Source organism: Sneathiella glossodoripedis JCM 23214, from assembly GCF_000616095.1.
Classification (GTDB): domain Bacteria; phylum Pseudomonadota; class Alphaproteobacteria; order Sneathiellales; family Sneathiellaceae; genus Sneathiella; species Sneathiella glossodoripedis.
In genome coordinates this window covers 749,405-776,321 of the sequence record NZ_BAMS01000002.1, presented here as the reverse complement: position 1 = coordinate 776,321, position 26,917 = coordinate 749,405, and the positions used below count along the sequence as shown (strand labels likewise).

Annotated in this window: 26 protein-coding genes and 4 pseudogenes; 17 read left to right on the top strand and 13 right to left on the bottom strand. The window is 46.9% G+C overall.

What is annotated here, in order from left to right; all coding sequences use genetic code 11:
* Positions 1-226: 226 nt before the first annotated feature.
* The 7 genes and pseudogenes from JCM23214_RS12130 (at position 227) to JCM23214_RS26710 (ending at position 7,510) form a co-directional block, all read left to right on the top strand.
* Positions 227-2,071: an MMPL family transporter gene (locus tag JCM23214_RS12130; RefSeq protein WP_148301867.1), complete on the top strand. Its 1,845-nt coding sequence runs from the start codon at positions 227-229 to the stop codon at positions 2,069-2,071.
* Positions 2,068-3,315, top strand: coding sequence for an NAD(P)/FAD-dependent oxidoreductase (locus tag JCM23214_RS12125; RefSeq protein WP_025899171.1), 1,248 nt, complete (start codon positions 2,068-2,070; stop codon positions 3,313-3,315). Before JCM23214_RS12130 ends, JCM23214_RS12125 begins: the two co-directional genes overlap by 4 nt.
* Positions 3,312-3,878 carry a DUF3261 domain-containing protein gene (locus JCM23214_RS12120; RefSeq protein ID WP_025899170.1) on the top strand — a complete coding sequence of 189 codons (567 nt, stop codon included), beginning with the start codon at positions 3,312-3,314 and terminating at the stop codon, positions 3,876-3,878. Before JCM23214_RS12125 ends, JCM23214_RS12120 begins: the two co-directional genes overlap by 4 nt.
* Positions 3,878-5,068, top strand: coding sequence for a beta-ketoacyl-[acyl-carrier-protein] synthase family protein (locus JCM23214_RS12115; protein ID WP_199899555.1), 1,191 nt, complete (start codon positions 3,878-3,880; stop codon positions 5,066-5,068). Before JCM23214_RS12120 ends, JCM23214_RS12115 begins: the two co-directional genes overlap by 1 nt.
* Positions 5,069-5,070: 2 nt before the next feature.
* Positions 5,071-5,528: pseudogene (locus JCM23214_RS26960) on the top strand (hotdog family protein).
* A gap of 31 nt (positions 5,529-5,559) precedes the next feature.
* Positions 5,560-6,285 carry a 3-oxoacyl-ACP reductase FabG gene (gene fabG / locus JCM23214_RS12105; RefSeq protein ID WP_025899168.1) on the top strand — a complete coding sequence of 242 codons (726 nt, stop codon included), beginning with the start codon at positions 5,560-5,562 and terminating at the stop codon, positions 6,283-6,285.
* Positions 6,282-7,510: pseudogene (locus JCM23214_RS26710) on the top strand (beta-ketoacyl-ACP synthase). The gene fabG and the pseudogene JCM23214_RS26710 overlap by 4 nt, the downstream one beginning before the upstream one ends.
* Here the strand turns inward: JCM23214_RS26710 and JCM23214_RS23130 are convergent.
* The 3 genes from JCM23214_RS23130 to JCM23214_RS12085 all read right to left on the bottom strand — a co-directional run bounded on the left by JCM23214_RS23130 (position 7,507) and on the right by JCM23214_RS12085 (position 9,246).
* Entirely contained in the window at positions 7,507-7,773 is a 267-nt protein-coding gene (locus tag JCM23214_RS23130; protein WP_148301866.1) for an RHS domain-containing protein, read from the bottom strand. The pseudogene JCM23214_RS26710 and the gene JCM23214_RS23130 sit on opposite strands and share 4 nt — an antisense overlap.
* 78 nt (positions 7,774-7,851) lie before the next feature.
* Entirely contained in the window at positions 7,852-8,418 is a 567-nt protein-coding gene (locus JCM23214_RS12090) for a hypothetical protein (protein WP_148301865.1), read from the bottom strand.
* Positions 8,419-8,445: 27 nt separating this feature from the next.
* Positions 8,446-9,246 carry an RHS repeat domain-containing protein gene (locus JCM23214_RS12085; RefSeq protein WP_159104355.1) on the bottom strand — a complete coding sequence of 267 codons (801 nt, stop codon included), beginning with the start codon at positions 9,244-9,246 and terminating at the stop codon, positions 8,446-8,448.
* A gap of 173 nt (positions 9,247-9,419) precedes the next feature.
* Here JCM23214_RS12085 and recA point away from each other — a divergent pair, with 173 nt between their 5' ends.
* The gene (gene recA / locus JCM23214_RS12080) at positions 9,420-10,490 is read left to right on the top strand and encodes a recombinase RecA (protein ID WP_025899164.1); all 1,071 of its coding nucleotides are present in this window, start codon (positions 9,420-9,422) and stop codon (positions 10,488-10,490) included.
* A gap of 110 nt (positions 10,491-10,600) precedes the next feature.
* Positions 10,601-11,017 carry a lipocalin-like domain-containing protein gene (locus JCM23214_RS12075; RefSeq protein ID WP_025899163.1) on the top strand — a complete coding sequence of 139 codons (417 nt, stop codon included), beginning with the start codon at positions 10,601-10,603 and terminating at the stop codon, positions 11,015-11,017.
* 308 nt (positions 11,018-11,325) lie between these two features.
* Here JCM23214_RS12075 and JCM23214_RS23360 read toward each other — a convergent pair whose 3' ends face one another.
* From JCM23214_RS23360 to JCM23214_RS12055, 3 genes are all read right to left on the bottom strand, one after another.
* Positions 11,326-11,919, bottom strand: a complete 594-nt coding sequence (locus JCM23214_RS23360) for a hypothetical protein (protein ID WP_148301864.1) — start codon at positions 11,917-11,919, stop codon at positions 11,326-11,328.
* 180 nt (positions 11,920-12,099) lie between these two features.
* The gene (locus tag JCM23214_RS12060; RefSeq protein WP_025899160.1) at positions 12,100-13,314 is read right to left on the bottom strand and encodes an NADP-dependent isocitrate dehydrogenase; all 1,215 of its coding nucleotides are present in this window, start codon (positions 13,312-13,314) and stop codon (positions 12,100-12,102) included.
* 99 nt (positions 13,315-13,413) lie between these two features.
* On the bottom strand, positions 13,414-13,998 hold the full coding sequence (locus JCM23214_RS12055; RefSeq protein ID WP_025899159.1) for an LOG family protein: 585 nt from the start codon (positions 13,996-13,998) through the stop codon (positions 13,414-13,416).
* Here JCM23214_RS12055 and JCM23214_RS24610 point away from each other — a divergent pair.
* The 5 genes from JCM23214_RS24610 to JCM23214_RS20535 all read left to right on the top strand — a co-directional run bounded on the left by JCM23214_RS24610 (position 13,997) and on the right by JCM23214_RS20535 (position 17,096).
* On the top strand, positions 13,997-14,158 hold the full coding sequence (locus JCM23214_RS24610; protein ID WP_199899554.1) for a hypothetical protein: 162 nt from the start codon (positions 13,997-13,999) through the stop codon (positions 14,156-14,158). The two genes, JCM23214_RS12055 and JCM23214_RS24610, sit on opposite strands and share 2 nt — an antisense overlap.
* Complete coding sequence (locus tag JCM23214_RS20540) at positions 14,140-14,394, top strand: hypothetical protein (protein ID WP_199899553.1); 255 nt, start codon at positions 14,140-14,142, stop codon at positions 14,392-14,394. Before JCM23214_RS24610 ends, JCM23214_RS20540 begins: the two co-directional genes overlap by 19 nt.
* Positions 14,395-14,464: 70 nt before the next feature.
* Positions 14,465-14,932, top strand: coding sequence for a c-type cytochrome (locus JCM23214_RS12045; RefSeq protein ID WP_025899158.1), 468 nt, complete (start codon positions 14,465-14,467; stop codon positions 14,930-14,932).
* Positions 14,933-14,958: 26 nt separating this feature from the next.
* A complete protein-coding gene (locus JCM23214_RS12040) occupies positions 14,959-15,831 on the top strand; it encodes a cytochrome c (RefSeq protein ID WP_159104354.1) in 873 nt (290 codons plus the stop codon).
* A gap of 92 nt (positions 15,832-15,923) precedes the next feature.
* Positions 15,924-17,096: a LysM peptidoglycan-binding domain-containing protein gene (locus JCM23214_RS20535; protein ID WP_159104353.1), complete on the top strand. Its 1,173-nt coding sequence runs from the start codon at positions 15,924-15,926 to the stop codon at positions 17,094-17,096.
* On the opposite strand, the gene JCM23214_RS12030 is transcribed toward JCM23214_RS20535, so the two are convergent.
* Complete coding sequence (locus JCM23214_RS12030; protein WP_025899155.1) at positions 17,093-17,587, bottom strand: hypothetical protein; 495 nt, start codon at positions 17,585-17,587, stop codon at positions 17,093-17,095. The genes JCM23214_RS20535 and JCM23214_RS12030 overlap by 4 nt on opposite strands.
* Before the next feature lie 123 nt (positions 17,588-17,710).
* Here JCM23214_RS12030 and JCM23214_RS26025 point away from each other — a divergent pair.
* The 3 genes and pseudogenes from JCM23214_RS26025 to JCM23214_RS12015 all read left to right on the top strand — a co-directional run bounded on the left by JCM23214_RS26025 (position 17,711) and on the right by JCM23214_RS12015 (position 21,139).
* Positions 17,711-19,551, top strand: a pseudogene (locus JCM23214_RS26025) (ABCB family ABC transporter ATP-binding protein/permease).
* 99 nt (positions 19,552-19,650) lie between these two features.
* Positions 19,651-20,348: pseudogene (locus tag JCM23214_RS20525) on the top strand (phosphatidylserine decarboxylase).
* Positions 20,348-21,139 (top strand): CDP-alcohol phosphatidyltransferase family protein, encoded by a 792-nt coding sequence (locus JCM23214_RS12015; RefSeq protein WP_025899154.1) that lies wholly within the window; start codon positions 20,348-20,350, stop codon positions 21,137-21,139. Before JCM23214_RS20525 ends, JCM23214_RS12015 begins: the two are co-directional and overlap by 1 nt.
* Before the next feature lie 64 nt (positions 21,140-21,203).
* On the opposite strand, the gene JCM23214_RS26280 is transcribed toward JCM23214_RS12015, so the two are convergent.
* From JCM23214_RS26280 to JCM23214_RS11990, 6 genes are all read right to left on the bottom strand, one after another.
* Entirely contained in the window at positions 21,204-22,295 is a 1,092-nt protein-coding gene (locus JCM23214_RS26280) for an efflux RND transporter permease subunit (RefSeq protein WP_304945147.1), read from the bottom strand.
* Positions 22,295-24,388: an efflux RND transporter permease subunit gene (locus tag JCM23214_RS20520; protein ID WP_304945145.1), complete on the bottom strand. Its 2,094-nt coding sequence runs from the start codon at positions 24,386-24,388 to the stop codon at positions 22,295-22,297. Before JCM23214_RS20520 ends, JCM23214_RS26280 begins: the two co-directional genes overlap by 1 nt.
* Positions 24,388-25,509, bottom strand: a complete 1,122-nt coding sequence (locus JCM23214_RS12005) for an efflux RND transporter periplasmic adaptor subunit (RefSeq protein WP_025899153.1) — start codon at positions 25,507-25,509, stop codon at positions 24,388-24,390. The genes JCM23214_RS20520 and JCM23214_RS12005 overlap by 1 nt, the downstream gene beginning before the upstream one ends.
* Positions 25,510-25,541: 32 nt before the next feature.
* Positions 25,542-26,078 (bottom strand): PadR family transcriptional regulator, encoded by a 537-nt coding sequence (locus JCM23214_RS12000; protein WP_025899152.1) that lies wholly within the window; start codon positions 26,076-26,078, stop codon positions 25,542-25,544.
* Positions 26,079-26,279: 201 nt separating this feature from the next.
* Complete coding sequence (locus JCM23214_RS11995; protein WP_025899151.1) at positions 26,280-26,492, bottom strand: DUF1289 domain-containing protein; 213 nt, start codon at positions 26,490-26,492, stop codon at positions 26,280-26,282.
* Positions 26,482-26,916: an iron-sulfur cluster assembly scaffold protein gene (locus JCM23214_RS11990; RefSeq protein WP_025899150.1), complete on the bottom strand. Its 435-nt coding sequence runs from the start codon at positions 26,914-26,916 to the stop codon at positions 26,482-26,484. Before JCM23214_RS11990 ends, JCM23214_RS11995 begins: the two co-directional genes overlap by 11 nt.
* Between the last annotated feature and the right edge of the window lies 1 nt (position 26,917).

Sequence of the window (26,917 nt, the reverse complement as noted above, 5' to 3'; positions counted from 1 at the left end):
TGTCTTCCAATTGAGGCACGTCTCGGAACAGACACTCTTGGAAACTCAGTCACACTTTGAAGCAATTATTCAAGAAATCCCTTCTCTTAATAAAAAGGAGATTAACGCTCAGGATCTTGAAAGTGTGTTTAACCTTCAGCGCCCAATATTGGGTTTGGTGGTCAGCCAACAAAATCTACACAACCTCAGATCAGGTCAGTATCAAACACTGATAAATCAAGCTTTGATGAATTTGTACTCGCCCAGTAGTTCTGTGAATGGACGCGACCTGACAAAGGATCTTTTGGGGTTTCAGCAGAGCTATATAGCCGAACTGAGTCAACTCAACGGAAACCACGTAAATTTTGGGGAAAATGGTGAGTTTTATCTGCAGATATTGCTGAATGTGAAGGATGATGCAGAAATAAATGGAGACGATCTTGCTTTTGTTCTGCAATCTGCTGCCAAGGATCTGGAAGCTAAGTTTACAGGTCTTCAGGTTTCTTACACGGGATCGATTTTTTACTCATCTCAGATTGCAAAAACTTCGAAAGTTGCCGCTGTAAATATAACCGCATTCGCATTGGTAGGCATTTTGCTTCTATTTTTGTGGAATTTCCGATCAGTTCAGTCAATTATCGGCGCAACTGTTACGATTGCTTCCGGTATCATTTTTGGGGCAGCGGCAGTGATCGCTATTTTCGATACTGTTCACGTCATAGCGATTGCCTTCGGCTCGTCTTTAGTTGGCGTTGTAATCGACTATGCCATTCATTTTTATTTTACCCGTCGTGCCAGTGAAGTGGCTACAAAAACAGCTAAAAGAATACGTCGCGGACTTCTTCTAGCTGTGCTTACAACCTGTATCGGCTTTGCGGCGTTGTTTACTGTAGATATCGGAATTCTGAAACAGATTTCTGTCTATGCAATATTTGGCGTTATTGGCGCTATGACTACAGTTCTGCTCCTGATCCCCGCTTCAAAGCTTCATATGTCCGGTAAAGGCTTGGATGAGCCTAGTAGAAACCTACGAAGCTGGCATTTTAGGTTCAACAAATATTGGTACAAACCTTGTCTCGGAATTGGAACAGGCATTTGTGTGATCGCTTTGGCCTTTGGCTTGGTGCCTGTGAATGACAGTGTTCGTAATTTAAGAATAAAAAGCCCAGAGCTTAGTGCGCACGAGCAGGACATCGCAAAATATGGTGGAAATGCCATGCGAAGGACTTTCTTTATAGAGGGCAACTCTCTTGAAGAAGTCTTGCAAGAAGAAGAACGCATTATTGATGCAATAAGAGGTAAAGATCGCTTCTATGGTGTATGGGGAGTTTCCAGAATTCTTCCGTCGCTGAAGCGGCAGCGGGAAGTTTGTCAGCTCCGTGCTGCTGTGTTTGAAAGTAATGCAGCACTGCCTTTAAAACAGATGGTACCGGTTTCCACGTCGGGTTGCGATTTTATTGAACCAAGTGTTGATTTGATTGAGGATTTACCCCCTTTTGTCAAAAATCTGATTTTGCTTAAATCAGATAAAGGGACGATTGGTCTCATCACTCATGTAAGATCTGCTCCTGTTGACGCCGACTTGGAACGAATACTAAAGAGTTCGGCACATGTAAGTGAGCTAGACATTGCAAAGGATTTTACACAACGTTTTCAGACGACCCGGGAAAAAGCAGTTTACGCCTTGTTAATAGGGATTGCAGGAATATCGGTGTTGTTTTCAGTTTTGCTTGGACCACGCAAAGGATTATCGATAGCGCTGGTTCCAGCTTTTTCTTCATTGGCTAGTTTGTTGATTTGCGGCCTTTTAACAGGGGGCCTTTCGTTGTTTTCCGTAATGGCAGCCTATCTTGTTTATGCTTTGGGTGCAGATTATGCGCTTTTTCAACAAACAGCGGAGAGCGATGATCGTGGGCGAACATATAAAGCAGTTACTATGTCCACTGTGAGTACTTTGCTGGTTTTTATTTTGGCTTCGATATCCCCGATACCGGTTCTGCAAATGATGGGGAGTGTAATCGTGGTCGGGGTTTTGATTGCCTGGTTAATTGCCCCGCTTGCCAGTAATTTTTCTGTGGGGGAGAGGGCGTGAGAAAATCTGGCGTTGTTGATTTTAACAAAAAGTATGATGTAGCAATTATTGGTGCAGGGCCAGCCGGCACGGTTGCAGCGAAGATGCTTCGTGATGAAGGGTATTCTGTAGCTATTGTCGAAGGTGCCCAGTTTCCCAGATTTAGCATCGGTGAAAGTTTATTGCCGAATTGTCTGAATGTTCTTGAAAAAGCTGGAATGCTGCAGGCCGTTGAGGATGCGGGCTTTCAATTTAAGGACGGTGCTGTGTTCGAGCGTTCTGACGAGAAGCGTAGCATCGACTTTAGAAAAAATTTTGACGATGGATGGGGGACTGCTTATCAGGTTCAAAGGGCATTATTTGATCAGTTGCTGGCAGATTGTGCGTCAGATGCCGGTGCAGATATTCGATACAAATGCTTTGTGAAGGGGGCTGTCTTATCAAAAGGGTACTGCGAGTTGCACTGTGAGTTGCCGGATGGAAGCGTCCAAACTCTGACCTCTAGTTTTGTGTTGGATGCTAGCGGTTATGGACGCGTTCTATCGAGATTGTTATCTCTTGAAACGCCATCTTCATTGCCCGCGCGGTCGGTTGTCTTTACTCATGTGGAGGATCATATTTCTGATCCTCAATTTGACCGGGATAAAATATTGATTACCGTACACCCGGAGAGAAAGGATGTGTGGTATTGGCTGATACCGTTTTCAAACGGTACTTCCTCTGTCGGTGTTGTGTATCTAGAAACTGATAGGGAAAGAAAAGCTGAATCCGACAAACAGATACTCCATACGCTGATTAACCAGACTGCTTTGGGAGAGCTTCTTAATGAGGCTGTACCCATTCGCGATATTGGAAAGATGTCAGGTTATTCGTGCAATGTCAGTAAGTTGCATGGGCCTGGATTTGCGCTCTTGGGTAATGCCGCTGAATTTCTTGATCCTGTTTTTTCCTCTGGCGTAACCATTGCCCTGCATTCTGCAAACTTGGCTGTTCCTGCAGTAGTCAAAGAGTTACGGGGCGAAGAGCCTGATTGGCAAAGTATATTTGCTGATCCTCTTAAGGGGGGAGTGGATGTGTTCCGCGTATTTGTGGAGGCATGGTACGAAGGCACTTTGCAAGACATCATTCTCCGTCATCCTGAAGGTGATCTGGATTTAAGTAAAATGATGGTATCAATTCTTAGCGGCTATGCATGGTCTATGAGCAATCCTTTGGTTCAAAAACCTAAAAGATATTTGCGTTTATTAAAGGCGCTTTGCGAATGAAGATCTTCCTCTGCATAGTTGCCTCTGTGTTCGTGCTCACCGCTTGCGCCGCGACAAATCGACATGAAGCTCAGCTGAATGAAACCCTCACTTACACACTCCCCGAAGTTCCGTGGAAAGGTGATGATATCAACGCGCATCAGCAAGTCAGCCTATCTTTTGCTGATAAGGAGATTCAATTAACTGCTGCTCTGCGGTTAAGGCAAGGAGAGGTCAGAGTCATTTTCTTGGATATGACAGGGCAGCGTGTGCTGGATTTGATATGGACACAACAGAATCTGCTTGTAGAAAGGGCGGCATGGTTACCTGAACAAGTGTCTGCAACAGACGTCTTGGCCCGAATAGTTTTGGCGTATTGGCCAGCACGCGAAGTTGAACCAGGCCTAACTGATAACATGGCATTGATACAAAAACCGCTATCCAGATTCTATACTTATTCCGATCAGCCATTTATAAAAATCCAATATAGCGAAGAAGACATTTGGAATAGCAGAACTGTGATCGATCAACCTGGGTCCGCATTCCGCTTGGTAATTTCCTCGCAACTGAAAGGCGTGAACTGATGGGTTTGTCTATTTATTTGAATGCGATGGGAATTCTGAGCCCCATGGGTTTGGGGAGTGAAGAGACACTGAGATTACTTTTGGATGGTGATCAGTCCGGAATGATCCGTAGCGATCATTGGACACCGGGCGTTGAAGAAATTGTTGGACAGGTAACTGAGCCGTTACCCATTCTGAAATCCAAGGAGCCAGCTTTTCAGTCACGGAACAATCAGATTTTGATGGCTGCATTGGATCAGATTTCTGACGAAGTTAATGAAGCAATTTCTCAATTTGGTGAATATCGAGTAGGAGTGGTTCTCGGCTCAAGCACTTCCGGTGTGGAGGAGAGCGAAAAAGCAATACAGTTTCACGAAAAGCACGGAAGTTTTCCGCAAAACTACCACTTCAGCCAACAGGAAATTGGAACCCCTTCAGCCTTTGCGGCTCATTATTTGGGTGTGAAAGGGCCGGTTTATACAGTTTCTTCCGCCTGTGCATCTGGTGGCAAAGCCTTTTCGGCGGGTGCAAGGTTAATCAAAGCGGGAATTTGCGATGCGGTAATCGTCGGCGGGGCTGATAGTCTTTGCCATATGACAGTTGGCGGGTTTCGAAGTCTGCAGGCAATCTCAGATGAGATTTGCAATCCAATGAGCCAAAATCGGTCCGGGACAAATATCGGTGAGGGGGCTGCTGTCTTTTTAATGTCGATGAAACCAGCTGCAATTCAGTATCTGGGCAGTGGTGAGAGTTCTGATGCGCATCATATCAGCGCGCCTGATCCAAATGGCAGCGGAGCAAGGAAAGCGATGCAGTTGGCTCTGCAGTCAGCCGGCATCGCGCCAGAGCAAGTCTCCTATATCAACATGCATGGCACTGCGACAGAGCTTAATGATAAGATGGAAAGTTTGGCAATCTCCAGCCTGTTTCCAGAGCATGTACCTGTCAGTTCAACCAAGCCATTAACAGGGCATGCGTTGGGGGCTGCGGGGGCGATCGAGGCGGCATGCATGTGGCTTATCCTTTCTCAGGAAAAATCACAACGCTATTTACCACCACATGTGTGGGATAGTGTTGTAGATGAAGATTTGCCCAGATTACGACTAACCGGAAAAGCTGAAAAAATCGACGGGAGCGAGCGACATATTCTGATGAGTAATTCCTTCGCCTTTGGTGGCAGCAATGTGAGTATTCTTATGGGGGCAGACTGAGTATGCCAGAACAGATACGAATTGAAGACCTCTTGCCGCATGATCAGTCCATGGTTTTGCTGGATCGCTTTATTTCTTCGAATGAAATCCAACTGATAGCGGAGGTGGATATTCGACTGATAGTCAGTTTTGTGATCCTCTAAACGGTGTTCCAGCATACATTGGTATTGAATATATTGCTCAAGCGGTCAGCGCTTTCAACGGCCTTCGGGATAGGCAATCAGGGAAAAATGTACAGCCCGGTTTTTTACTTGGGAGCCGAAAAGTTGAGCTGTTCTCAGATTTTATTGCTGTTGGAACATGCGCCCAAGTTCGAGTACAAACATCTTTTAACGATGGTGAAATGGCTGTATTCGATGGAGAGGTTTTAGTGGGTGATGCAGTTTTTGTAAAAGCACGCATTAATGCTTTCCAGCCGAGAGATCCTATAGCTTTCATAAAATCTGTGCAACGTAACTAGTCCCGTCAAGTAACATTGGAATGATAATAAAATGAGTTCAAAAACGATTCTGGTAACAGGGGCAAGCAAGGGAATTGGGCGTGCTATAGCGCTGCGGCTGGCACGAGATGGTTATGAAATAGCAGTTCATTTCGGAAGTGACCAAGACGGGGCAAACGAGACTTTAGCGCAAATTGAAGCTGCTGGAGCAAAAGGGCGAGTGATTGGTTTCGATATATCCAACCGCGATCAGTGCGCCGAAATATTACAGAGCGATATGAAGAGCCATGGCGCTTATTATGGTGTCGTATTGAACGCGGGGATAACACGCGATGGCGCTTTTCCTGCTTTGCTTGATGAAGATTGGGATAGCGTTGTTAACGTTAATCTGAACGGTTTTTACAACGTGCTGAAGCCGGTGACGATGCCTATGATCCGGCGACGTAGCGCTGGTAGAATAGTTGTTATGACGTCAGTTTCCGGAATTGCCGGAAATAGGGGGCAGACGAACTATTCTGCGACGAAGGCCGGAATTATCGGAGCTGCCAAATCACTGGCGATCGAGCTTGCCAAGCGCAAGATTACAGTGAACTGTGTTGCCCCCGGAGTGATCGAAACTCAGATGACGAGTGAAATTCCTGAATTTGTTAAAGATCAGATCCCCATGCAGAGATTTGGTCAAGTAGAAGAGGTGGCGGGCGTAGTGGCATTTTTATGCTCAAGTGAGGCTTCCTACATTACAAGGCAGGTGATTTCGGTAAACGGGGGCATGGTATGAGCAGGCGGGTCGTTGTTACTGGGATGGCTGGGGTTACCTCTCTTGGGGAGACATGGGAGGAAATCAAACCAAAAATGAAGAAAGGCGAAACAGGTATTCGCTATATGCAGGATTGGGAGCGGTATCATGATATCGCCACAAGACTTGCAGGCCCTGTTGAAACATTTGAGCTGCCAAAACACTACACGCGAAAAATGCTGAGAAGCATGGGACGAGTTTCCCAGCTGTCGGTTTATGCGACAGAGAAGGCCCTTGATAACGCGGGTTTGCTGGAAGACAGGGAATTACTCGCCAGCGGCCGAATTGGAACGGCCTATGGATCATCATTTGGAAGCACTGAACCTGTAAAAGCTTTCGCAAAGTTAATGGAAACAGGCGAAGCCAGAGGATTGACTGCGACAAGTTATATTCAAATGATGAGCCATACTTCGGCGGTGAATATCGGTGTCCATTTCGGTCTGACGGGCCGCGTCATTCCTACGTCTTCTGCATGTACATCAGGAAGTATGGCGATTGGCTACGCCTATGAGGCAATTAAAACGGGGCAACAGGATTTTATGATTGCCGGGGGCGCTGAAGAGTTATGTCCGACAATGGCGGCCGTTTTTGATACGCTTTTTGCACGAGTCAACGGAATCAGGAACCCCATCTATCTCCGCGACCTTATGATGTAAATCGTGATGGACTGGTTATTGGAGAGGGGAGCGCGACACTGATTTTGGAAGAGCGGGAGAATGCGCTTGCGCGCGGCGCTACCATTTTGGCAGAGGTAAGAGGCTTTGGCACCAATTCTGACGGTCGGCATATTACACAGCCAACATCGGCGACCATGCAGCGTGCGCTGGAGCTCGCTTTGAGGGATGCGAACCTCGATCCATCGGATATACAGATGGTGAGCGGTCATGGGACAGCAACTGATCAAGGCGATGTGGCTGAATGTGAAGCTACAACTGCGTTATTCGATAAAGGCACACCGTTTCATTCTCTGAAAGGGTATTTTGGACATACTTTGGGTGCCTGCGGTGCGATTGAAGCATGGTTGGGTATTGAATCCATGAAAGATGCGTGGGTTCCAGGGACTGCCAATCTGGAAGAGATTGACGAGAAATGCCAAGGCCTTGACCATATTACCGGGGCGGGGCGGGATATTAATTTCGATCTGTTCATGAGCAACAATTTCGCATTCGGCGGCATTAATACTTCGCTTATATTCTCCAGCCATTAAGGCAAGGATGGACTCAAAGGGTTCGATGGAAACCAATTGCCTAAATGGTTCTGATCCAATGAGCAGGATATTTTTCGGCCTGCCGGGTATCCAATTTTTTTAATATTCAATCTGGTCACGTAGACGCTGGGAATGGGGTAGAGAGTCCAAGCGATGCTATCTTCTTCACCGAAGGGCAGGAAGGACGCATCCCAGACGACACTCCGGTCCTTGTCTGTCATTATTTGCGGCGCGCCCAGATGATCCGCATGGACGTAGTTTATGTCCTACCCATCGTTAGAGACCAGCTTGATCCTTTATAATTGCCTTAACCACATTCCTAAGATCTAATCTCAGGAACACTAATAATTATATTTCTCAAGAGGGATTTGAGAGAAAAACTTAAGATCCTCCTGCACATCGGTCTCTCCCAACACTAAGCATAAACTAAAGGGAAGAGTATCTGCGTAGAGCAATAATTGGGAGTTGTCTGAGTTCACAACTCTTATTCCACATGCTACATTACAAACTGATATAGGCTTTTCGTAAGGATGTTTTTCAATCAAAGTTTTTTGTATCGATCTCGGAACACCTATCGTAGAAGTATCTTTGAATGAGCCATCCGGAAACAACCCTTCAGACCTCACCAAAACAAATATTTCATTTTGTTCTTCTGCCCAATCAATTGGATAGCTAATTTTATCCCAACCATCATTAAGCTGATTCACACTCAATCCGAAATATTCAGAATCATCTTCCAATTCAAAATGAGTTGCACTGAACTTAAAAACTGTATCCTTTGTAGACAGATATATTGCGCTATAAATGTTTGAGGCAACTTCATCCATTCCATAACCAAGTATTGGTCTCTCAAGCTTTCTGCATATCTCTACATCTCGATTATCTAGGTGAAAGTTATAGTTTTTCAATTGAGACTCTCCCGCAAACAAAGGCACCTACTCATAGAAATGAATGGTTTCATGGGGTTTCCCGTTTTTAGCTGGAATGTCAACTCTTGGACCTTGCCCAGGTTTACCTGGCCTTTTTCGAACACCATTTTCCCCGACTGAATGATCCGGATTATTTGGATCAGGCTTACCTGTACCACCTGTGAGTTTATCGAACAACTCATCAGCTGCCTCTTGTCCACCAGGTAAATCAGAAACTTTCCGGTTGCCTGATCCCTCCTTTACATTATCACCGAGAAGATCATCTTGTAACGGAGGGCATTGAGCAACTTCTTCATCCTGATCATCATCAGAACTTTCATTTAACAAAGTATTTAATTCATCGACTAAACCTTGCAATGAATCAGCCATTCTCTGACCGCATTTCGTCTTTAAACAATGCTGTCTAATTGCTTCTCCAACAATAATTGCTCCTCCACCAACAACAACTACTGTTTCAAGAGCAATTTTCCCATCCGGATTCACATAATTCACGGGGTTGCCATGAACATACCCGTAAGTGTTGATACCACCGGCAAGCCCAATCGGATCAGATTGCAGATAGCGTCCAGTCGTTGGATCATAATCGCGCCAGTAGTTGTAGTGCAGCCCTGTCTCGGGGGAGAGGCGTTGGCCCGGGAAGCGGTTGTCGTTGACCGCGGAGCCGAGGATGCTGTCTTCTTCACCGAAGGGCAGGAAGGACGCATCCCAGACGACAACCCGGTCTTTATCCGTCATTTTTTGCGGCGCGCCGAGATGATCTGCATGGACGTAATTTATGTCGGGTGCGATTTGGATCGATTCTGGCACATCCAAAATTAATCATATAATTTAACCAAGAATGCGGAGTTTGAACAAAAATAGAACAGGTGCGAAACCTGTACTTTTAACAAGGACTTAAAAAAAACTTGCGAAAGAGAACAAAACATGTACATTGAGTATATTGCATCCGAGGCAGTCCTATGAAATAAGAGGGGATCACAATGGTACAGTCAGCACTCAAACTCGTTGAAGCAGGTGGCATGGACAAGAAAAAAGCGTTAGAAGCAGCGATGGGGCAGATTGAGCGTGCCTTCGGCAAGGGCTCGGTTATGAAGCTGGGACAGCAGGAAGCCCTCGATATCGCGTCAATCTCAACCGGATCCCTGGGATTGGACATTGCTCTGGGAATTGGTGGTCTGCCCAAAGGCCGAATTATTGAGGTTTATGGTCCGGAAAGCTCTGGTAAAACGACACTAGCACTGCATGTGGTTGCAGAAGCCCAGAAAGCGGGCGGAACCTGTGCCTTTGTGGATGCGGAACATGCCCTTGACCCGGTTTACGCACGCAAACTTGGTGTGGATATTGATGAATTGCTGATCTCTCAACCGGACACGGGGGAGCAATCACTTGAAATTGCGGATACACTTGTTCGCTCCGGGGCTGTTGATGTGCTGGTGGTGGATAGTGTGGCAGCGCTCGTACCGCAGGCAGAACTGGAAGGGGAGATGGGGGATACCCATGTCGGCTTGCAGGCGCGGTTGATGAGTCAGGCGCTGCGTAAGCTTACCGGTTCCATCTCACGTTCCAATTGCATGGTGATTTTCATTAACCAGATACGCATGAAAATTGGCGTGATGTTTGGGAGCCCGGAAACGACAACTGGCGGAAATGCGTTGAAATTCTATGCATCCGTTCGGCTGGATATTCGCCGGATCGGGCAGGTGAAAAACAAGGATGAGATTGTCGGTAACCAGACGCGTGTTAAAGTGGTCAAAAACAAGGTGGCCCCGCCGTTTAAAGTGGTGGAATTTGACATCATGTATGGCGAAGGTGTCTCCAAGATGGGTGAAATTCTCGACCTTGGGGTGAAAGCTGATATCGTTGAAAAATCAGGCTCCTGGTACTCCTATGACAGTCAACGGATTGGTCAGGGGCGGGAGCAGGCGAAACTGTTCCTCAAGGAAAATCCTGAAATGACAGCGGAGATTGAGCGTAAAATCCGTGAAAATGCAGGCATTCTGAGCGAAGCATTACAGGGTAACCCTGTAGAGGATGCTGACATGGATGCTTAAAGCATTCAGGACGCTGTAGTTAAAAGTCGGCCAATGGGCCGGCTTTTTTTATTGCACCGCCGGTTGGTATTCCCTTACTCTTTTGGAAAAACAAGAACAGGAAAACTGCAATGACACAAATTTCAGATTTAATCGGAACCTGGGAGTTAAAGGATTGGCGCGTTTACGCGGATGGTGAATTTCATAAATTCCCGATGGGTGAAGATGCCAAGGGTCTTTTGATATATACCCGTGAGGGCATGATGAATGGTTTTCTCATGCGCAATGATTATTCCCAAAATACACCGCGCACTCCTGCTCGTTCGGAAATCTGTCTTTCTTATGCCGGAACCTACCGATTGGAGGGCGAAAATGTCATCCATGATGTCAGCCTGTCCACGATCCCGGAATGGATTGGCGGTCCTCTGGTTCGCTCTATTGAGTGGAAGGGAGATGATCTGCTTCTGAAAACCGATCCTCAAATTGCGGCCAACGGGAAGGGGTATTCCAATGCGCTTTTATGGGGGCGTGTTCCGATGAAATATTGACAATGACCTGTCGCTAATGCTGGATGCGGGCCGGGTCGTCGGTTTTATCGGATATCATCCTGATATTGTGCTGGCCCTTGAAAAATTGGGATAACCAGCAAACTCGCTGCGATCATATCCTCTTAAAAACCCGGTTCGATTTACAACGCACATTATTTGTCACAAATCGCCAAGGACCGAGCAGTTTTTGGGCGAAATGAACAGCCAACTCACACGTTTACATGAAGGTGGCAGGATGCGACAATTTCTGGGGGAGCATTCAGAACTGCCAGAGAATTTAAACTGAGAGAGTTTCTATTCGATCAAACTTACCGTCGGATACGAAGATATACACCAAATAACAGCGCGGCGGCGAACATGGGAAAGGCTGCCGGGAGGGGGGTTGCGATGACGTCCTCTGAATTCACATAGTCAAATGTGAAGTCCTGATACAATAAACCGCTATGGGCGCTATCGTTAAAGAGTTTTATTTCGTCAATAATTCCAAAGAAGGAAAAGTCGACGATACCGTCACTGGTGATGTTGGTGAAGTTGGTGAGCGCTCCGTTGTTCCAGCCAGAGACAAATACCTCATCCCCGGCATCAGCTCCTCTAAAGCCTATTTCAAGATTCTGAATATCTTGATTAAAGGTAATGGTCATACTGCCAAGGCAATTGGATTGCGCCATTGCGCAAATGGATCCATGGCCATTTGTACTGTCTGTGGAGGCGCCGAAATCAGGCAGATATAAATATCCGCCGTTGGTGTCATAATGGGTAAGGGTCGCATTTGAGAGGGTGATGGAAGTTGCTGTTGATGGATCACTTGTAATTTCTGAAAAATCAAGTGTGGCCGCGTTGGCGAAACCAGCCAGCGTGATCACCGCAAAAAAGGAACTTAATCCGGTCCTGATCGCGCCCATTTCAATTCCTCCCTACAACCTTTACATGATAAAACAAGTATATAATAATCTGCTTCAATGGGAAAGGTTAAAAATTGGTAAATATGCAGTGAGAGCTATTCGAGGCAGCTTGACTTATGAGGAAGAGACAAAAAAAGGCCGGAATGAAACCGGCCTTTTTTATTTGTGACTTGGGTAGATTTAGCCCAGAGCTTTTTGCAGATTGCTGTCAATCGCTTCCAGGAACTGGTTTGTGGTCAACCATGACTGATCTGGTCCGACGAGCAATGCCAAATCTTTGGTCATTTGTCCGCCTTCAACTGTTGCCACGCAGACTTTTTCCAAAGTTTCGGCAAAGTTTTTCAGTTCCGCATTGTTATCCAGCTTCGCACGGTGCAGCAGGCCACGTGTCCAAGCGAAAATGGAGGCAATAGGATTGGTTGATGTTTCATTGCCTTTTTGATGTTCGCGATAGTGACGTGTCACAGTGCCATGCGCGGCTTCTGCTTCAACTGTCTGTCCATCGGGCGTCATCAATACGGATGTCATAAGGCCCAAAGAGCCGAAGCCCTGCGCCACTGTGTCAGACTGCACATCGCCATCGTAGTTTTTGCAGGCCCAGACAAATTTACCGGACCATTTCATTGCACAGGCCACCATGTCGTCAATCAGGCGGTGTTCATATGTAATACCGGCCTTGTCAAAGTCAGCCTTGAATTCATTTTCAAAAACTTCTTCGAACAGATCCTTAAAACGTCCATCGTATTTTTTCATGATGGTGTTTTTAGTCGATAGATAAACAGGCCATCCACGGGCCAGACCATAGTTCATGCAAGCGCGTGCGAAACCACGGATGGAGTCATCAAGATTGTACATGCCCATGGCAACACCGGAACTTGGGAAATCAAAGATTTCAAATTCCTGTTCTTCACCGCCGTCTGCCGGTGTGTATTTCATGGTCAGTTTGCCAGGACCAGGGATCAACATATCTGTTGCACGATATTGATCACCAAAAGCATGACGGCCAATTACAATCGGATCTGTCCAACCTGGAACGAGGCGAGGGACATTGTCACAGATGATTGGCTCACGGAATACAGTACCACCCAGAATGTTGCGGATGGTTCCGTTTGGTGAGCGATACATTTCTTTCAGGTCAAATTCTTCTACGCGTTGCTCATCAGGGGTGATGGTCGCGCATTTTACACCAACGCCATATTTCTTGATGGCATTTGCCGCATCAACTGTAATCTGGTCATTGGTGGCATCACGGGATTCCATGCCCAGATCATAGTATTTCAGATCAATGTCCAAATAAGGAAGGATGAGTTTCTTCTTGATAAAGTCCCAGATGATCCGGGTCATTTCGTCTCCGTCCAGTTCAACGACCGGATTAGCGACTTGAATCTTTGGCATTTCGAGATCCTTCTTGCCTAACATATTTCATTCAGTGGCCGCAAAATAGCACTGCTGACGAAAGGCGCAAGTTTATGATGTAAAAAAGTCCGTATTTGACTACATTTTGCTCATATCCGGGGTGATTGAACCCGATGGTTCAGCTTTCAGGGTCGGAAGCACCTCGTCCAGTTGTTGAACCACAGTGAAATATTCTTTCGCAGCGGGTTCGACGAATCCGGCTTCAATCATATGATCAATCAGTTGCAAAAAGGGTGTCCAGTAACCTTTGTAGTCAACAAGGATAATGGGCTTGTCATGAAGTTTTAACTGACGCCAGGTAATCATTTCGAAAGTTTCGTCCAGTGTTCCAAGCCCTCCGGGCAGTACAACAAAGGCGTCAGACCGGTCAAACATCATCATTTTTCGTGTATGCATGCTGTCAACGACATGGAGCTCTGTCAAATTCTCGTGACTGACTTCAATATCATGTAGATGGCCGGGAATAATACCGATAACCTGACCACCAGCTTCAAGTGTCGCGTCAGCCGTAATGCCCATCAGCCCTACATGGCCACCGCCATATACAAGCTGAATATTGTTGCGGCCAAGTTCCAGTCCCAGTTCACGAGCGGCCTCGGCAAAGGCTTTGTCCGCAGGCATTTTGGAGCCACAGTAAACGCAAAGAGAAGTAATGTTTGTCATGATGAAACTGACCACTTTCGTGAAAAGAGTATGTATTGGCTTGTATCTGTGTATTTGCGGGACTGTGCTGCTGGCGTCAAGTCCTGTTTTGGCGGGAGAGGCGGATGTACTGGACGTTAAGGTCGTGAGGCTGGTGCCGATATGTACAGGTTTTCTGTGACTGTTTCACACACGGATACGGGTTGGGACCATTATGCAGACAAATGGGAGGTGCTGGATTTGCAGGGAAATGTTCTGGCTGCGCGCGTATTGATGCATCCACATGTGGATGAACAACCCTTCACCCGTTCCATGAAGATTTCCATTCCCATGCATATCAAAAGAGTTCGGATCAGAGCACATGACAGTGTTCACGGATATGGCGGAGCCATTATTGATGTGGATTTGCCAATGTAGATCGGGGATTGATTGTCTGCATTTTTGCCACAATTATCTCTGATAACATTTAAAAAGCTAGGAGAGGTATATGAAAAACAGTTTTAAAACAGTGCTGTCTGCGGTTTTGGTAACAGGTGTTATGGGGGTAACGGTTGTAACGGCCCACTCAACAAGTACCGGTAATGCGGAAGCTGACAAGCGTATTCAGATGATGAAGGAGCTTGGGGCCAACATGAAAGCAATCGCAGCGGTTGCCAAGGGAGAGGCGGCCTATTCCGCAGCGTTGAACGAAAATGCCAAACGTATTCACGAAATTGCGGTCATGATGCCTGATCTGTTTCCAGCAGGATCAGATACTGATGTGGACCGCGCTAAACCTGAAATCTGGACGAAGGCTGGTGAGTTTACAGCTGTTTCCAAAGATTTCGAACAGGCATCTGCTGCACTAAAAGCCGCGGTTGAAACAGGTGATCAGGGTAAAATTGGTGCTGCGTTGGGCGCTACCGGAAAAACCTGTGGTGGATGTCATAAGCCATTCCGTGAACCTAAAGACTAAAAGGCGAGTAGTTGTCGGTTAAGTTATTGAAAATCCTGGTTACGGTGATCTTCACATGTATCTCCGTGACCAGTTTCTCTTTCGCGCAGGTCGAAGATGTCCGTAAAGGAGAATATCTGGCGGCTGCGGCAGGATGTATGAGTTGCCATACCGCGCAAGGGAGTGACGCTGTACCTTATGCGGGTGGGCATGCACTGAAAACGCCTTTTGGTACGTTTTTTACGCCAAATATTACACCGGACATGGAAACCGGAATAGGGAGCTGGACTTCCAATGACCTTATCAAGGCGATGAAGCAGGGTATTCGCCCAGACGGGGCGCATTATTTTCCGGCATTTCCATATACAAGCTATGTGCGGCTGACGGATGAGGATGTCAAACTAATCTATGCTTACTTGATGTCCTTAAAGCCCGTGCGAAATGAAGTTAGTGAGCACATGATTTCGCCGCCTTTTTCGTGGCGATGGCTGCAGTTTGGCTGGAAAATCCTGTTTTTCGATGAAAATGGATCTGCGCCTCCCTATAGCGGGAATGACGAAGTTGTGAAGCGCGGGGATTATCTGGTCAATGCCCTAGGTCATTGCGGTGAGTGCCACACTCCCAGAAATATGTTGGGTGGTCTTGATCGGGATGCGCTTTTTGCGGGTATGCCATATGACAGTACAGCGGGTGAAATTCCGAACCTGACACCGGATATGCAAACCGGTATTGGTGACTGGAGCGAAAGTGATATTGTCAGCTTTCTGAAATCGGGCATGAAACCGAATTTTGACGATGTGCAGGGGACCATGGCTGATGTGATCAATCACGGCACATCAAAGCTTACCGATGAAGATTTGAAGGCAATGGCCAAATACCTGAAATCGTTAAACCCAATCCATAACAAAACTTCCCGATAAGCGTGGCGGCTGACTTATTGAGTTGTGTCGCTTGCACCGAAACGTATGAGAGTTCATACTGATGGGCAACTGGGGTTATGGGAGTATCTATCGTGCGGGCATTATTCGTTTTTGTCTTGTTGGTTTTAGTGAGTGTTGGGCTTTGGTTCCTGCTTTGGGACGATGAACCGCAGGAGCGAACAGTAGCTACCCAGGATGAACCCGCCGCCTCCGCGAAGAAGGCAGCACCCAAAACGCAAAACAGCACTACCAATGACCTAAACTCTTCTGCTTCTTCTGCGGATACCACTGATGCTTCATCAACGGCGGCGACTACGACGTCTACAGCCCAAAAGCCAGTGATCGTCGAGAAACAGGCCCCCAATAGCGAAAGTGGTAAGAGCGCGGAAAATTCCGCCATAATTCCAAGCTTTGATGTTGTGCGCGTAGACAAGAATTGCGGCATCCTCGTTGCGGGCAGAGCCGAGCCTGCCGCAAAAGTGACCATTTATGCCAATGAAGCAGAGCTGGGACACGCATATGCCAGTCGGCGCGGAGAGTGGGTGTTTTTGTCAACCGAGCCTTTACCAGCAGGCTCGCAGCAGATTAACGCTGTTGCGGTAAATCCCAACAAACAGGAGCTGGAAACCCTCCGTATGGTGATTATGCAAGTTCCCGATTGCAGTAAGGACGAAAAGGAGCGTGCACCGGCACTTGCGGTTTTGGCACCAAAGGAGTCTGATCAGAAAACAGCGATTGAGGAAAGGGTTAGCAAATTGCTGCAAATGCCTGAACCTCAAGGAAATGTTGAGGCTGCGGAAAATCTGAATGTCGGCAGTATTGATTATGATGAAAAAGGCAATGTTGCGTTGTCTGGTAAGGGTAAGCCCGGTAACAACGTGCAAGTCTATCTTAAAAACAAACCGATTGGAACCGCGCAAGTTGATGACAAGGGTAACTGGAAACTTGTTCCCAAGGAAGAAATTGCACCTGGTACATATGATTTGCGTGCAGATCAGCTTGACCGGGACGGCGATGTAATCTCGCGCGTTGAAATTCCGTTTCAGCGGGAATCTGCGGAAGATGTGATCCTTGCCAAAGGAGGACTGGAAATTCGCGCAGTGGTGCAGCCGGGAAACAGTTTATGGCGAATTGCCCGGCGAATGTATGGCGAGGGGACCCATTACACTGTGATCTATCAGGCGAATGAAAAACAGATAAAGGACCCTGATTTAATTTATCCGGGACAAATTTTTACACTGCCGTCAAAAGACAAGGTCAACTAGTCCAGTTCAACAACTGCCTTGGGAACAATGTTGGGAGACAGCTTGGGATCGTCCGCCGGATGTTGCCAGCCAATTTCTTTTGCAAGTTCCATGAAGGGACGGGCATGAAACAGCGAGGCTACAGCGGATGCGATCAAAATCTGACCAGTTAATTCCCGTTTAATGATATCATCGATCATCATGTAAATGCGTTGTCGCTGAGGCTCCATAACAAACTTGATTCTTTCCGCTGGTTTCCATGATACAAGTTTAAGGAGGCGCTCGCGAAAGCCAGGATCTTCAGCGGAGAAAGGCAAAGGGCCCATGTCACCCAACAAAAGCAGCCTGTGTTCACTTCCAGTTTTGCTTAGCTTGCCCGTAAATTGGACTTTCTCCCAAGTAAATCTGAAGGACAGGGGGGCTTTTGGAGTGATCCAGACGAGTTTTTCACTTCCCTCTTCAAGGAGGCTGTTAAAACTGGCACTTTGTTCAGTGGTCTTGAAACTGGACATGTAATTACATACTTTTGCTTTTATGCTCTAACAGAGACCAGCAGTATGCTGACCAAGAGGTTAATAAAAGGGTAATTACTCTTATAAAATACAGATGCAAACCAATTATGTCAGGAATACTGCATGACGGCTCAGAAATTTGACAGCCATAGTCAAAGCGACAAACGTAACCATCTATCAACCGCATTTACATTACTCACTTATATCTGGGCTAAGGACAGACCCGATTTAAAACGTCGGATCATCTTGGCGGTTGGGTGTCTGCTGGCAGCCGAAATTTCTCTGATTTATTCGCCTTATATTCTTAAATTTTTGGTTGACCACTTAACATCCAATACCAGCAGTCTGCAAAGCTGGGCGATTGTTCCAGTGGCCCTTGCCCTAGCATATGGCGCGGCGAGGTTATTCCAGCAGGTCTTTGGTGAGATACGGGACGCCATTTTTGCCAAAGTCGGTCAGAATGCCATCAGGCAGGTAGCGCTGAAAACATTTCGTCACCTGCATCGTCTTTCGCTCAGGTTTCATCTGGATCGCCAGACAGGCGGCTTAAGCCGCGTTATCGAGCGTGGCACCAAGGTATAGATTTCCTGCTTCGTTTCATGTTGTTCAATATCATTCCGACGTTGCTGAAAATCGTGTTTATCTGCGGGATTATGTGGGTTGAGTATGGTTTTGCCATGTCCGCGGTTACAGCGGTTACACTGGTGGGGTATATCTATTTTACATTGGCGGTTACCGAGTGGCGGCTGAAATTTCGCCGCAAAATGAATGATAAAGATAGCGAGGCCAATACCAAGGCGATCGATAGTCTGCTCAATTTTGAAACGGTTAAATATTTTGGCAATGAAGAGCATGAGAGTAATCGGTATGACAAGGCGATAGCCGGTTACGAGAAAGCTGCGGTTAGAAGCCAGACATCGCTTGCCTATCTTAATGTCGGGCAGGGCTTTATCATCGCAACCGGCCTTGTTCTTGTGATGATTATTTCCATCAATGGTGTTGCGTCTGGCGCCATGACGGTTGGGGATTTTGTCGCTGCGCATGCGTTTTTGATGCTGTTGGTACAACCCCTCAACTTTCTGGGGTTTGTTTATCGGGAGATTAAGCAAAGCCTTGTTGATATGGAGAAAATGTTCGAGCTTCTGAGTGTCAATCAGGAAATCGGAGACAAAGAGGGGGCCGTTGATCTTCCTGAAGGTCAGGGAGAGATTGAATTCTCTCATGTCAATTTTGGCTATGAAGATAACAGACAAATTCTGCATGACGTCAGTTTTAAGGTGGGGGCCGGTCAAAAAGTTGCAATTGTTGGTCCTTCGGGCGCCGGTAAATCGACGATTTCGCGAATTCTTTTTCGGTTTTACGATGTGAACGATGGGGCTGTAACGATTGATGGGCACGATATCCGTGATCTGACACAGTCTTCACTTCGCAAATCTATTGGAATTGTGCCGCAGGATACGGTGCTGTTTAATGACACCATCGAATATAATATCGGTTATGGACGTCCAGATGCGAGCAAAGAGGAAATACGCGAAGCGGCCAGACTGGCCAGCATTGACAGCTTTATCGAAAAATTGCCGGATGGCTTTGACACCATTGTTGGAGAACGTGGGTTGAAGCTCTCCGGCGGGGAAAAACAGCGTGTTGCTATTGCAAGAACTATTTTAAAGCAGCCTCGCATTCTGCTATTTGATGAGGCAACCTCGGCGCTTGATACGCGCACCGAACGTGAAATACAGGAAAGTTTAAAGGCGGTCTCTAAAGACAGAACAACGCTTGTTATCGCTCATCGCCTGTCAACCGTGGTAGACGCTGACGAAATTCTGGTTTTGGATAACGGTAAGATTGTGGAGCGCGGAACACACCAAGCACTACTGGAGCAGGGCAAGCAATATAGTGAAATGTGGACAAGACAGCAGGAAGTTGCGAATTATCAAGAGAAATTGCTGCAAGTGCAGGAGTAAGGTAAAATACAGGAATATTTATCTTTATAGTTCTTTTTCCGTGCTGCATGCGCTATAGGGCTTTGTCATTAATTCAATTTCGATTGAGAGAAAAATACGATGGATACTTTAAAGTCAGTCCTGGTTCCGATTAATAAGGAAGGCTACAGGTTTATTGCAATTTTCGCGGTGATAACCCTGCTGCTGTTTCTGTTTCTGGGATCCTTTCTGGGGTGGATAGGAGTCGTGCTGACTTTGTGGTGCGTTTATTTCTTCCGGGACCCTGATAGATATGTTCCCACACGCGAAGGATTGATGGTAAGCCCGGCTGATGGTGTCGTACAGATGATCGAACGTGCTGTTCCACCGCAGGAATTGGGGCTGGGAAATGATCCGATGCTTCGCATAAGCGTTTTTCTGAACGTGTTTAATGTTCATGTAAACAGGGTTCCACTCTCTGGCACAGTTGTTAAGCAGGTGTATCGTCCGGGCAAGTTTTTAAATGCTGCTCTGGACAAAGCGTCAGAGGAAAATGAGCGGCATGCAGTTCATTTGAAAACCGAAGATGGACGTGACATTGTCTTCGTCCAGATTGCAGGGCTGGTTGCCCGTCGGATTGTGTGTGATCTGGTTGATGGACAGGAAGTTCGCACCGGTGAGCGTTTCGGTCTGATCCGTTTTGGCAGCCGTACAGATATTTATTTGCCTGATGGCGTGGAGCTCAAGTGGGCGTTGGCCAAAGCATGATTGGCGGAGAGACAGTCATTGCGGATCTTGCCGCAGACAATAAACTTGGTGTCTCTGTAGAGGTGCGCTAATGCCTATGGGGCGGCGGAAATTCAGGGAACTTCCCATCAATTCCCTGATACCAAATATGCTGACTACGCTCGCGCTATGTGCCGGGCTTACATCTGTCAGATTTGCACTTGAAGAAAAATGGGAACTGTCTGTGGCCGCGATATTGGTTGCAGGGGTTTTGGATGGACTTGACGGGCGCATGGCGCGTTTGTTGAAGGGAAGTTCAAAATTTGGCGCGGAACTGGATTCATTGTCTGATTTTGTGAGCTTTGGTGTGGCGCCAGGTCTCGTTTTGTATCTGTGGACATTGGATAGTGGTCTTGGCAGTCTTGGCTGGATCATTGCGCTGACTTTTACCGTATCTTGTGGTCTGCGTTTGGCCCGTTTTAATGCAATGATGGATGATGATGTTCCTGAATGGGAAGGCCGCTATTTCACTGGGATTGCGGCGCCTGCGGGTGCCTCTATTTCGTTATTGTTCATGGTTGTCAGCTTTTATTCAGATGCGGAAATCTTCAAGTCTGGAATTTTAAATGCCGCATGGTTGCTCTTTATGGCATTCCTGATGGCAAGTCGTATTCCAACATTCTCAATCAAACGCGTTCGTATCGCGCGTAGATTTATCATTCCCATGCTGCTGGTTGTTGGTGGTTTGGCTGCTGTAATGGCAAGCTATCCTTGGCAGCTTTTATCAGTGATTGCGGTATTCTATCTTGGGACTATTCCCTTTGCTATTGCGACACATCGTAAATTGGCAAGAGAAGAAGCAGCGAAAGCGCTTGATCAGGAAGATCATCCTGAGGATACCTAAGGGAATAGGGGAAAGATGGTTCTCCATAAAATAAAAAAGGCGGCCAGTTGAGCCGCCTTTTTCTTTATTCAGCAGGAGTTGCTGTTGACCCTTTAATGGATACATTCAATTTTTTCTGCTTTTTTCTGTCTTTGCGACGTTCGAAAAAACTGCCAACATTTGCACCAATCATCAACAGGCTAGGCGTGACGATGAGTGTCAGCAATGTTGCAAAGGACAGTCCAAAGGCAACAGCGGTTGACAATTGAACCCACCATTGTGAGGAGGGAGCGCCCATCTGAACCTCACGGGTAATGAAGTCGATGTTCATTTGCAATGTCATTGGCAGCAGGCCACAGATTGTCGTAATCGTAGTCAGCATGACCGGACGCAAACGTTGCGCACCTGTTCTCAGTACCGCTTCCATAGCATTCATTCCCTGTTTTCGCAGGTGAGCGAAGGTATCGATCAGAACAATATTGTTATTCACAACGATACCCGCCAGTGAAATCACACCGATCCCGGTCATCACAATACCAAATGGCTGGCCGGTTACGATCAGGCCGACGAAGACCCCGATTGTGGACATAATAACGGCAGTTAGGATCAAAAAGGCGTGGTAAAAGCTGTTGAATTGTGTGACCAGGATGATTGCCATCATGAAGAGGGCAACGCCAAATGCTTTACCCAAAAAGGCTTGGGCCTTTTTCTGCTCTTCATCCTCACCTTTAAACCGATAAGATACCGCTGGATCAATATTTGCTTCGCTTTTGATCCATTCTTCGATTTCCTTCACCTTTGTATCAACCAGAATACCTGGTTTTACATTGGCTTTAATGGTCATCACCCGGCGAGAGTCCACTCGCTTGATTGTTCCCACTTTCTGCTCTGGGGTGCGGACTGCAAAGTTGGATAATGGAACCATTCCCTTGTCAGTACTGACACGCAGATTATCAAGCTGTTCAAGGCTTCGATAACTTTCTGGATAACGAACCCGAATTTCTACTTCATCATCCACTTCAGCAGGCCTGTATTCATGCGCTTTAATGCCATTGGTTACAAGCTGAATGGTTTTACCAACCGTGGTGACATCAGCGCCATATTTACCAGCCTGAGTTCTGTCCACGACAATTTCCCATGCGATGCCGGGAATGGCGCGGCTATCTTCAAGATCAATCAGTCCATCGACATTTTTCTCAAGATATTCGCGGATTTTGGCAATCTCAGGTTCCAGTTTTCCGGAAAACGCGAAGAAAGTTCAATCTGGACATCTTTACCTGTCGGCGGGCCTGCATCAGGTTCACGAGTTTCAACTGTAATACCGGCGATATGAGCGGTTCGCGCCCGGATGTCTTCAAACACGACATCTGCTGGGCGACGCTCAAACCAGTCCTTGAATTCAAGTTGCATAACCCCAATGACGTCTTCGGCAATATCCTGACCGTCTGCCGCGCCTCCCGTCTTCGAATAGACAGAGGAGAAATCATCCAGTTTCAGAACTTCGCGCTCAACGGCCTGAACCAGCTCATCTTTTTCGAGCGTTGACATATTTCCGCGTGCATGAACGTGAACAAGTGCCATTTCAGGTTCAACATCAGGGAAAAACTCGACCCCATTACCATGAGTTGCGTAATACATCTGTACGCCTATTAATGCCGCTACGGCTACAAGCACAATTTTGGCTGGATGACGCAGACAGAAAGACAGCACCCGCACATAGCGTCCTGTGAAGCCACCAATATCGCGAACATCTCCCGTTTCGGCTGCAGCAAGCGCCGCCAGAGTTTTGGAGTTGGCAGAACCGGCTTTTCCAAAAACTGATCCGAGGGTTGGAACAAAAATCAGGGCCATCAACAGGGAGCCGGTCAATGTGGTGATCAGCGTGATGGGCAGGAATTTCATGAACTCCCCAACCACACCCGGCCAGAACAAGAGTGGCATGAATACGGCAAGTGTTGTCGCGGTTGAGGCAATAATTGGCCATGCCATCCTTTTGGCAGCCAATCCGTAGGCTTCAACCTTGTCATAACCTTCCGCCATTTTACGGTCAGCAAATTCGGTAACAACGATCGCACCGTCAACAAGCATGCCAACCGCAAGGATCAGTCCGAAAAGGACAACAATGTTAATCGTAAAGCCAAATAGGTACAGATACAGAATACCGATCAGGAAAGAGCCGGGAATTGAAAGACCGACTAGACCCGCAGTTCGCATACCAAGGGCACTGATCACAACAATCATCACCAGAATAATGGCGCTGATGATGTTGTTTTGCAAGTCCTTGAGCATGGTGCGGATGTCTTTGGATTTGTCCTGACTGAAGGTTACTTCAAGTCCTTCCGGCCAGATTTTCTGCTCCTCAGCGACCAGGTTTTTCACATCCTCAATCGTGTCGATGATGTTTTCACCAAGGCGTTTTTTTATCTCAAGAACGACGGCTGGTTTGCCATCAAGGCGCGCAAAACTGTCAGCATCTTTGAAAGTTCTTCTGATGCTTGTGACATCACCAAGGGTGACGACCGCGTCTCCATTTACTTTAAGCGGGATTGAAAAAACGTCCTTTGCACTTTCAAAAAGGCCCGGCACTTTGATGGAGAAACGGCCTTTGCCGGTATCCATCGAGCCCGCCGCCACCAGTTTGTTGTTAAGCTGAACGGCATTAATCAGTTCGGCATTAGAGATTTTGTAGCTTTCTAGTTTTACAGGGTCGATGATCACTTCAAGAACTTCTTCGCGATCCCCCCCAATATCAGCCGCCAGAACCCCCGGTAGCCCTTCGATATCGTCTTGAAGATCTTTGGCAATTCGGATCATCGAACGCATGGGAATATCACCCGACAGCGTTACCACAAGAACAGGGAACAAACCCACATTCACTTCATGAACGCTTGGATCATCTGTTTCCTCAGGAAGTTCTTTTTTGGCAATGTCGACCTTTTCGCGGACATCATCCAGTGCCGTATCCGCATCGAAACCGGCTTCAAACTCCATTAATACGGATGCATGTCCCTCGCCAGCGGTTGAGCGCATTTCCTTCACGCCCTCAATCCCGCGCAATTCCACTTCCATGGGCCGGACCAGAAGCCTTTCTGCGTCTTCCGGGGAAATTCCCTCATGCGTCATGGACACATAAATAATCGGGATATTTACATCGGGATCAGCCTCTTTGGCAATGTCCACATAGGCGGTAAAACCAGCAACAAGGATGAGTATGAGCGCACTGATTACCGTTCGCGAACGGTGGATGGCTGCATCGATAATTGCATTCATTACTGCACTCCTGCGGTCAGTTTCTGAGGCAGCACTTTTTCACCATCCTTGACGAATTCCTGACCAACAGTGATCAGATTAATTTGTTTCGGAAGCCCGGTTATCCATGTTCCTTCGCTGGTATCGGAAAGGACCTGTACCGGATGAAACTGCACCACATCATTTTCATCAACGGAGCGAACGCCAAGCACGCCAGCTTCATTTAACGTCAGAATGGCCGGGGAGATAAAATGTGCCATTATCTGGTCAGTCATGAATGTTGTTTCTGCCGTCACGCCAGAGCGAATGCGAAATTCATCATTTTTAATGAGAAGTTCAACTCGGAATGTGCGGGTTGATGGATCTGCAGTTTTTGAAATGAATCGGACTTTACCAGAGACTTCTTCACCAGTGATCAGTTTGGCATATCCTTCATCACCGACTTTGATTTTATTGACATTTAGTTCGGATATCTGCCCAACGATAAGGATTGGGTTTTCATCAACGAGTGTCGCGACTACATTTCCGTCTTTGATAAAGGCGCCCAGTTCCGCAGCCCGATCTTCGATATATCCATCAAAGGGAGCCCGGATCACCAGATCCTCCAGCTTAATTCGAACGGATTCCGCTTGAGCCAATGCACTGTCGAGCAACGCTTTGGTGCCAGCGAGTGTTGTTTTGGCACTAAAGCCCTTTTTATTCAGTGATTTGGCGGCGTCATATTCAATCTGCCTCTGGCGGACGAGGGCTTCAGCTTCAGCAAGTTGAGCTTTGCGGTCTTTCACAGCAAATTTAACAAGCACATCCCCTTTTTTCACCCGATCACCACGTTCGACCAGTATTTCTGACACACGCCCGGGAGTTTCGGCCTTTATCTCCACCATACGAATGGCTTCTGTTGTTCCGCGAACAACAACAGGTTCAGATTTCTGCTCTCCGTTGAAAGTTCGAACAGCGACCTGAACCAGAGGTACTTTCTTTTCCGCTTTTGGGGCAGCAATTTCCTGCGTGGGTGTTTTGGCCGCATCGGCCGTTGGTGCTGCTTCGGAAGTGCCATCGCCATCTGCTTCAAACTGGCCGGATAAAATCCATCCTGTTACGCCTACCGCGATCAGGATTGCAATAAATATAGAGCGGTTCACTTGGCACCTCTTCCCTAAGGTATTTTAACTCATTACTCTGCGGCGCTGTCAGCCAGCAGAGACTCAGCTTCGATTAAATGTCTGTTTTCGCGGATATAGTTTATGGACGCCGTTTTAACCGCAATTCCAAAACCACATAAAAATTTTTCAGAAAGCGAAGATTTCATATCGCAACCCTCAGACAGCGTTGCAATATTTTCCTCACATGTTTCGATATAATTATCCAAGAGTGTGGCGACTTTTCCCGGTGAAAGCAGATGGGCAAACATCATCGTCGCAAGTGTGTCTGAGCGATACTTATCTGCTTTTGGTTTGCGTTGCAGATGCTTGATAAATTCAAGCTGACCTTCCTGAGTGACTGAATACACCTTTTTATCAGGTCTATGGTCCTGACTTTCCTCCCGACAGGAAATCAATCCCTGTTCTGTTAGCTTGTTCAGGGCGGGATAGATTGAGCCAAAACTGGCGTCATAGAGAAGACCAAGACGGTCTTCAAACGCCTTCTTTATTTCATAGCCAGTGGCATCGCCAAAAGTAAGGATCCCCAGACACAGGGTTCTAACATCCATCAGGTTTCCAGTATTAACTAAGGAGAGGTAGCGCCCTCGATTACCATATACACACTCGATATATATCGAACCTATATATTAAAGATCGATGAAGATAAGTATGTGATGCGTATCACGAACGCGCCAGATGCAGAAATTCTGTGGACTGATTTGAATTCCCTAGCCAATTGAATGACCGAATAAAAGGGGGATGGAAAGAGCTCAGCTTTCTTTCGCTTTTTCCCGTCTGCCGCGCAGTTCCTTGATGATTTTCAGTTTTTCATCATTGCCCAGGTGCATCCAGCCACCAATTTCCAGACGGGTACGAAAACAGCCAATACAATATTCGTTTTTCATGTCCATTGTGCAGACACCGGTACAAGGTGAGGGGATTGTTACCCCTTTTGGGGCTTTTGTTATAACTCTACGGTGCATCTGCAGATTCCTGTTGGAGGATTTTTTTCAAGGCGTGGAAGGGAAGTAAAACACAAAGATGACGGCTTTTATGGGCGTGAACGGGTGTGAAATATTCCAGTTTCTCCCATGGTGTTTCTGCGTGCTCTTCTTCGCCGTTCAGGATCTTGTGAATTTGAGCAATCACTTTATGCAGATCCTCAGCTGTCAGACCCACGGCATTTTCTGCGAGCAGTGAAGCAGAAGCCTGACATAACAGGCAGGATCTGTTATCTTGCGACAGTTCAGTGATCCTGCCATCTTCCAGCTTTACCTGGAGGGTAATACGATCACCACAGGTCGGATTATCCAGTGTTTCCGTGAAGTGCGGATTTTCCAGTTTTTGTGATCCCGTCGCGTTTGCAGCAAGACGCATAAGGTTTTTTTGGTATAATTCTTCGATCACG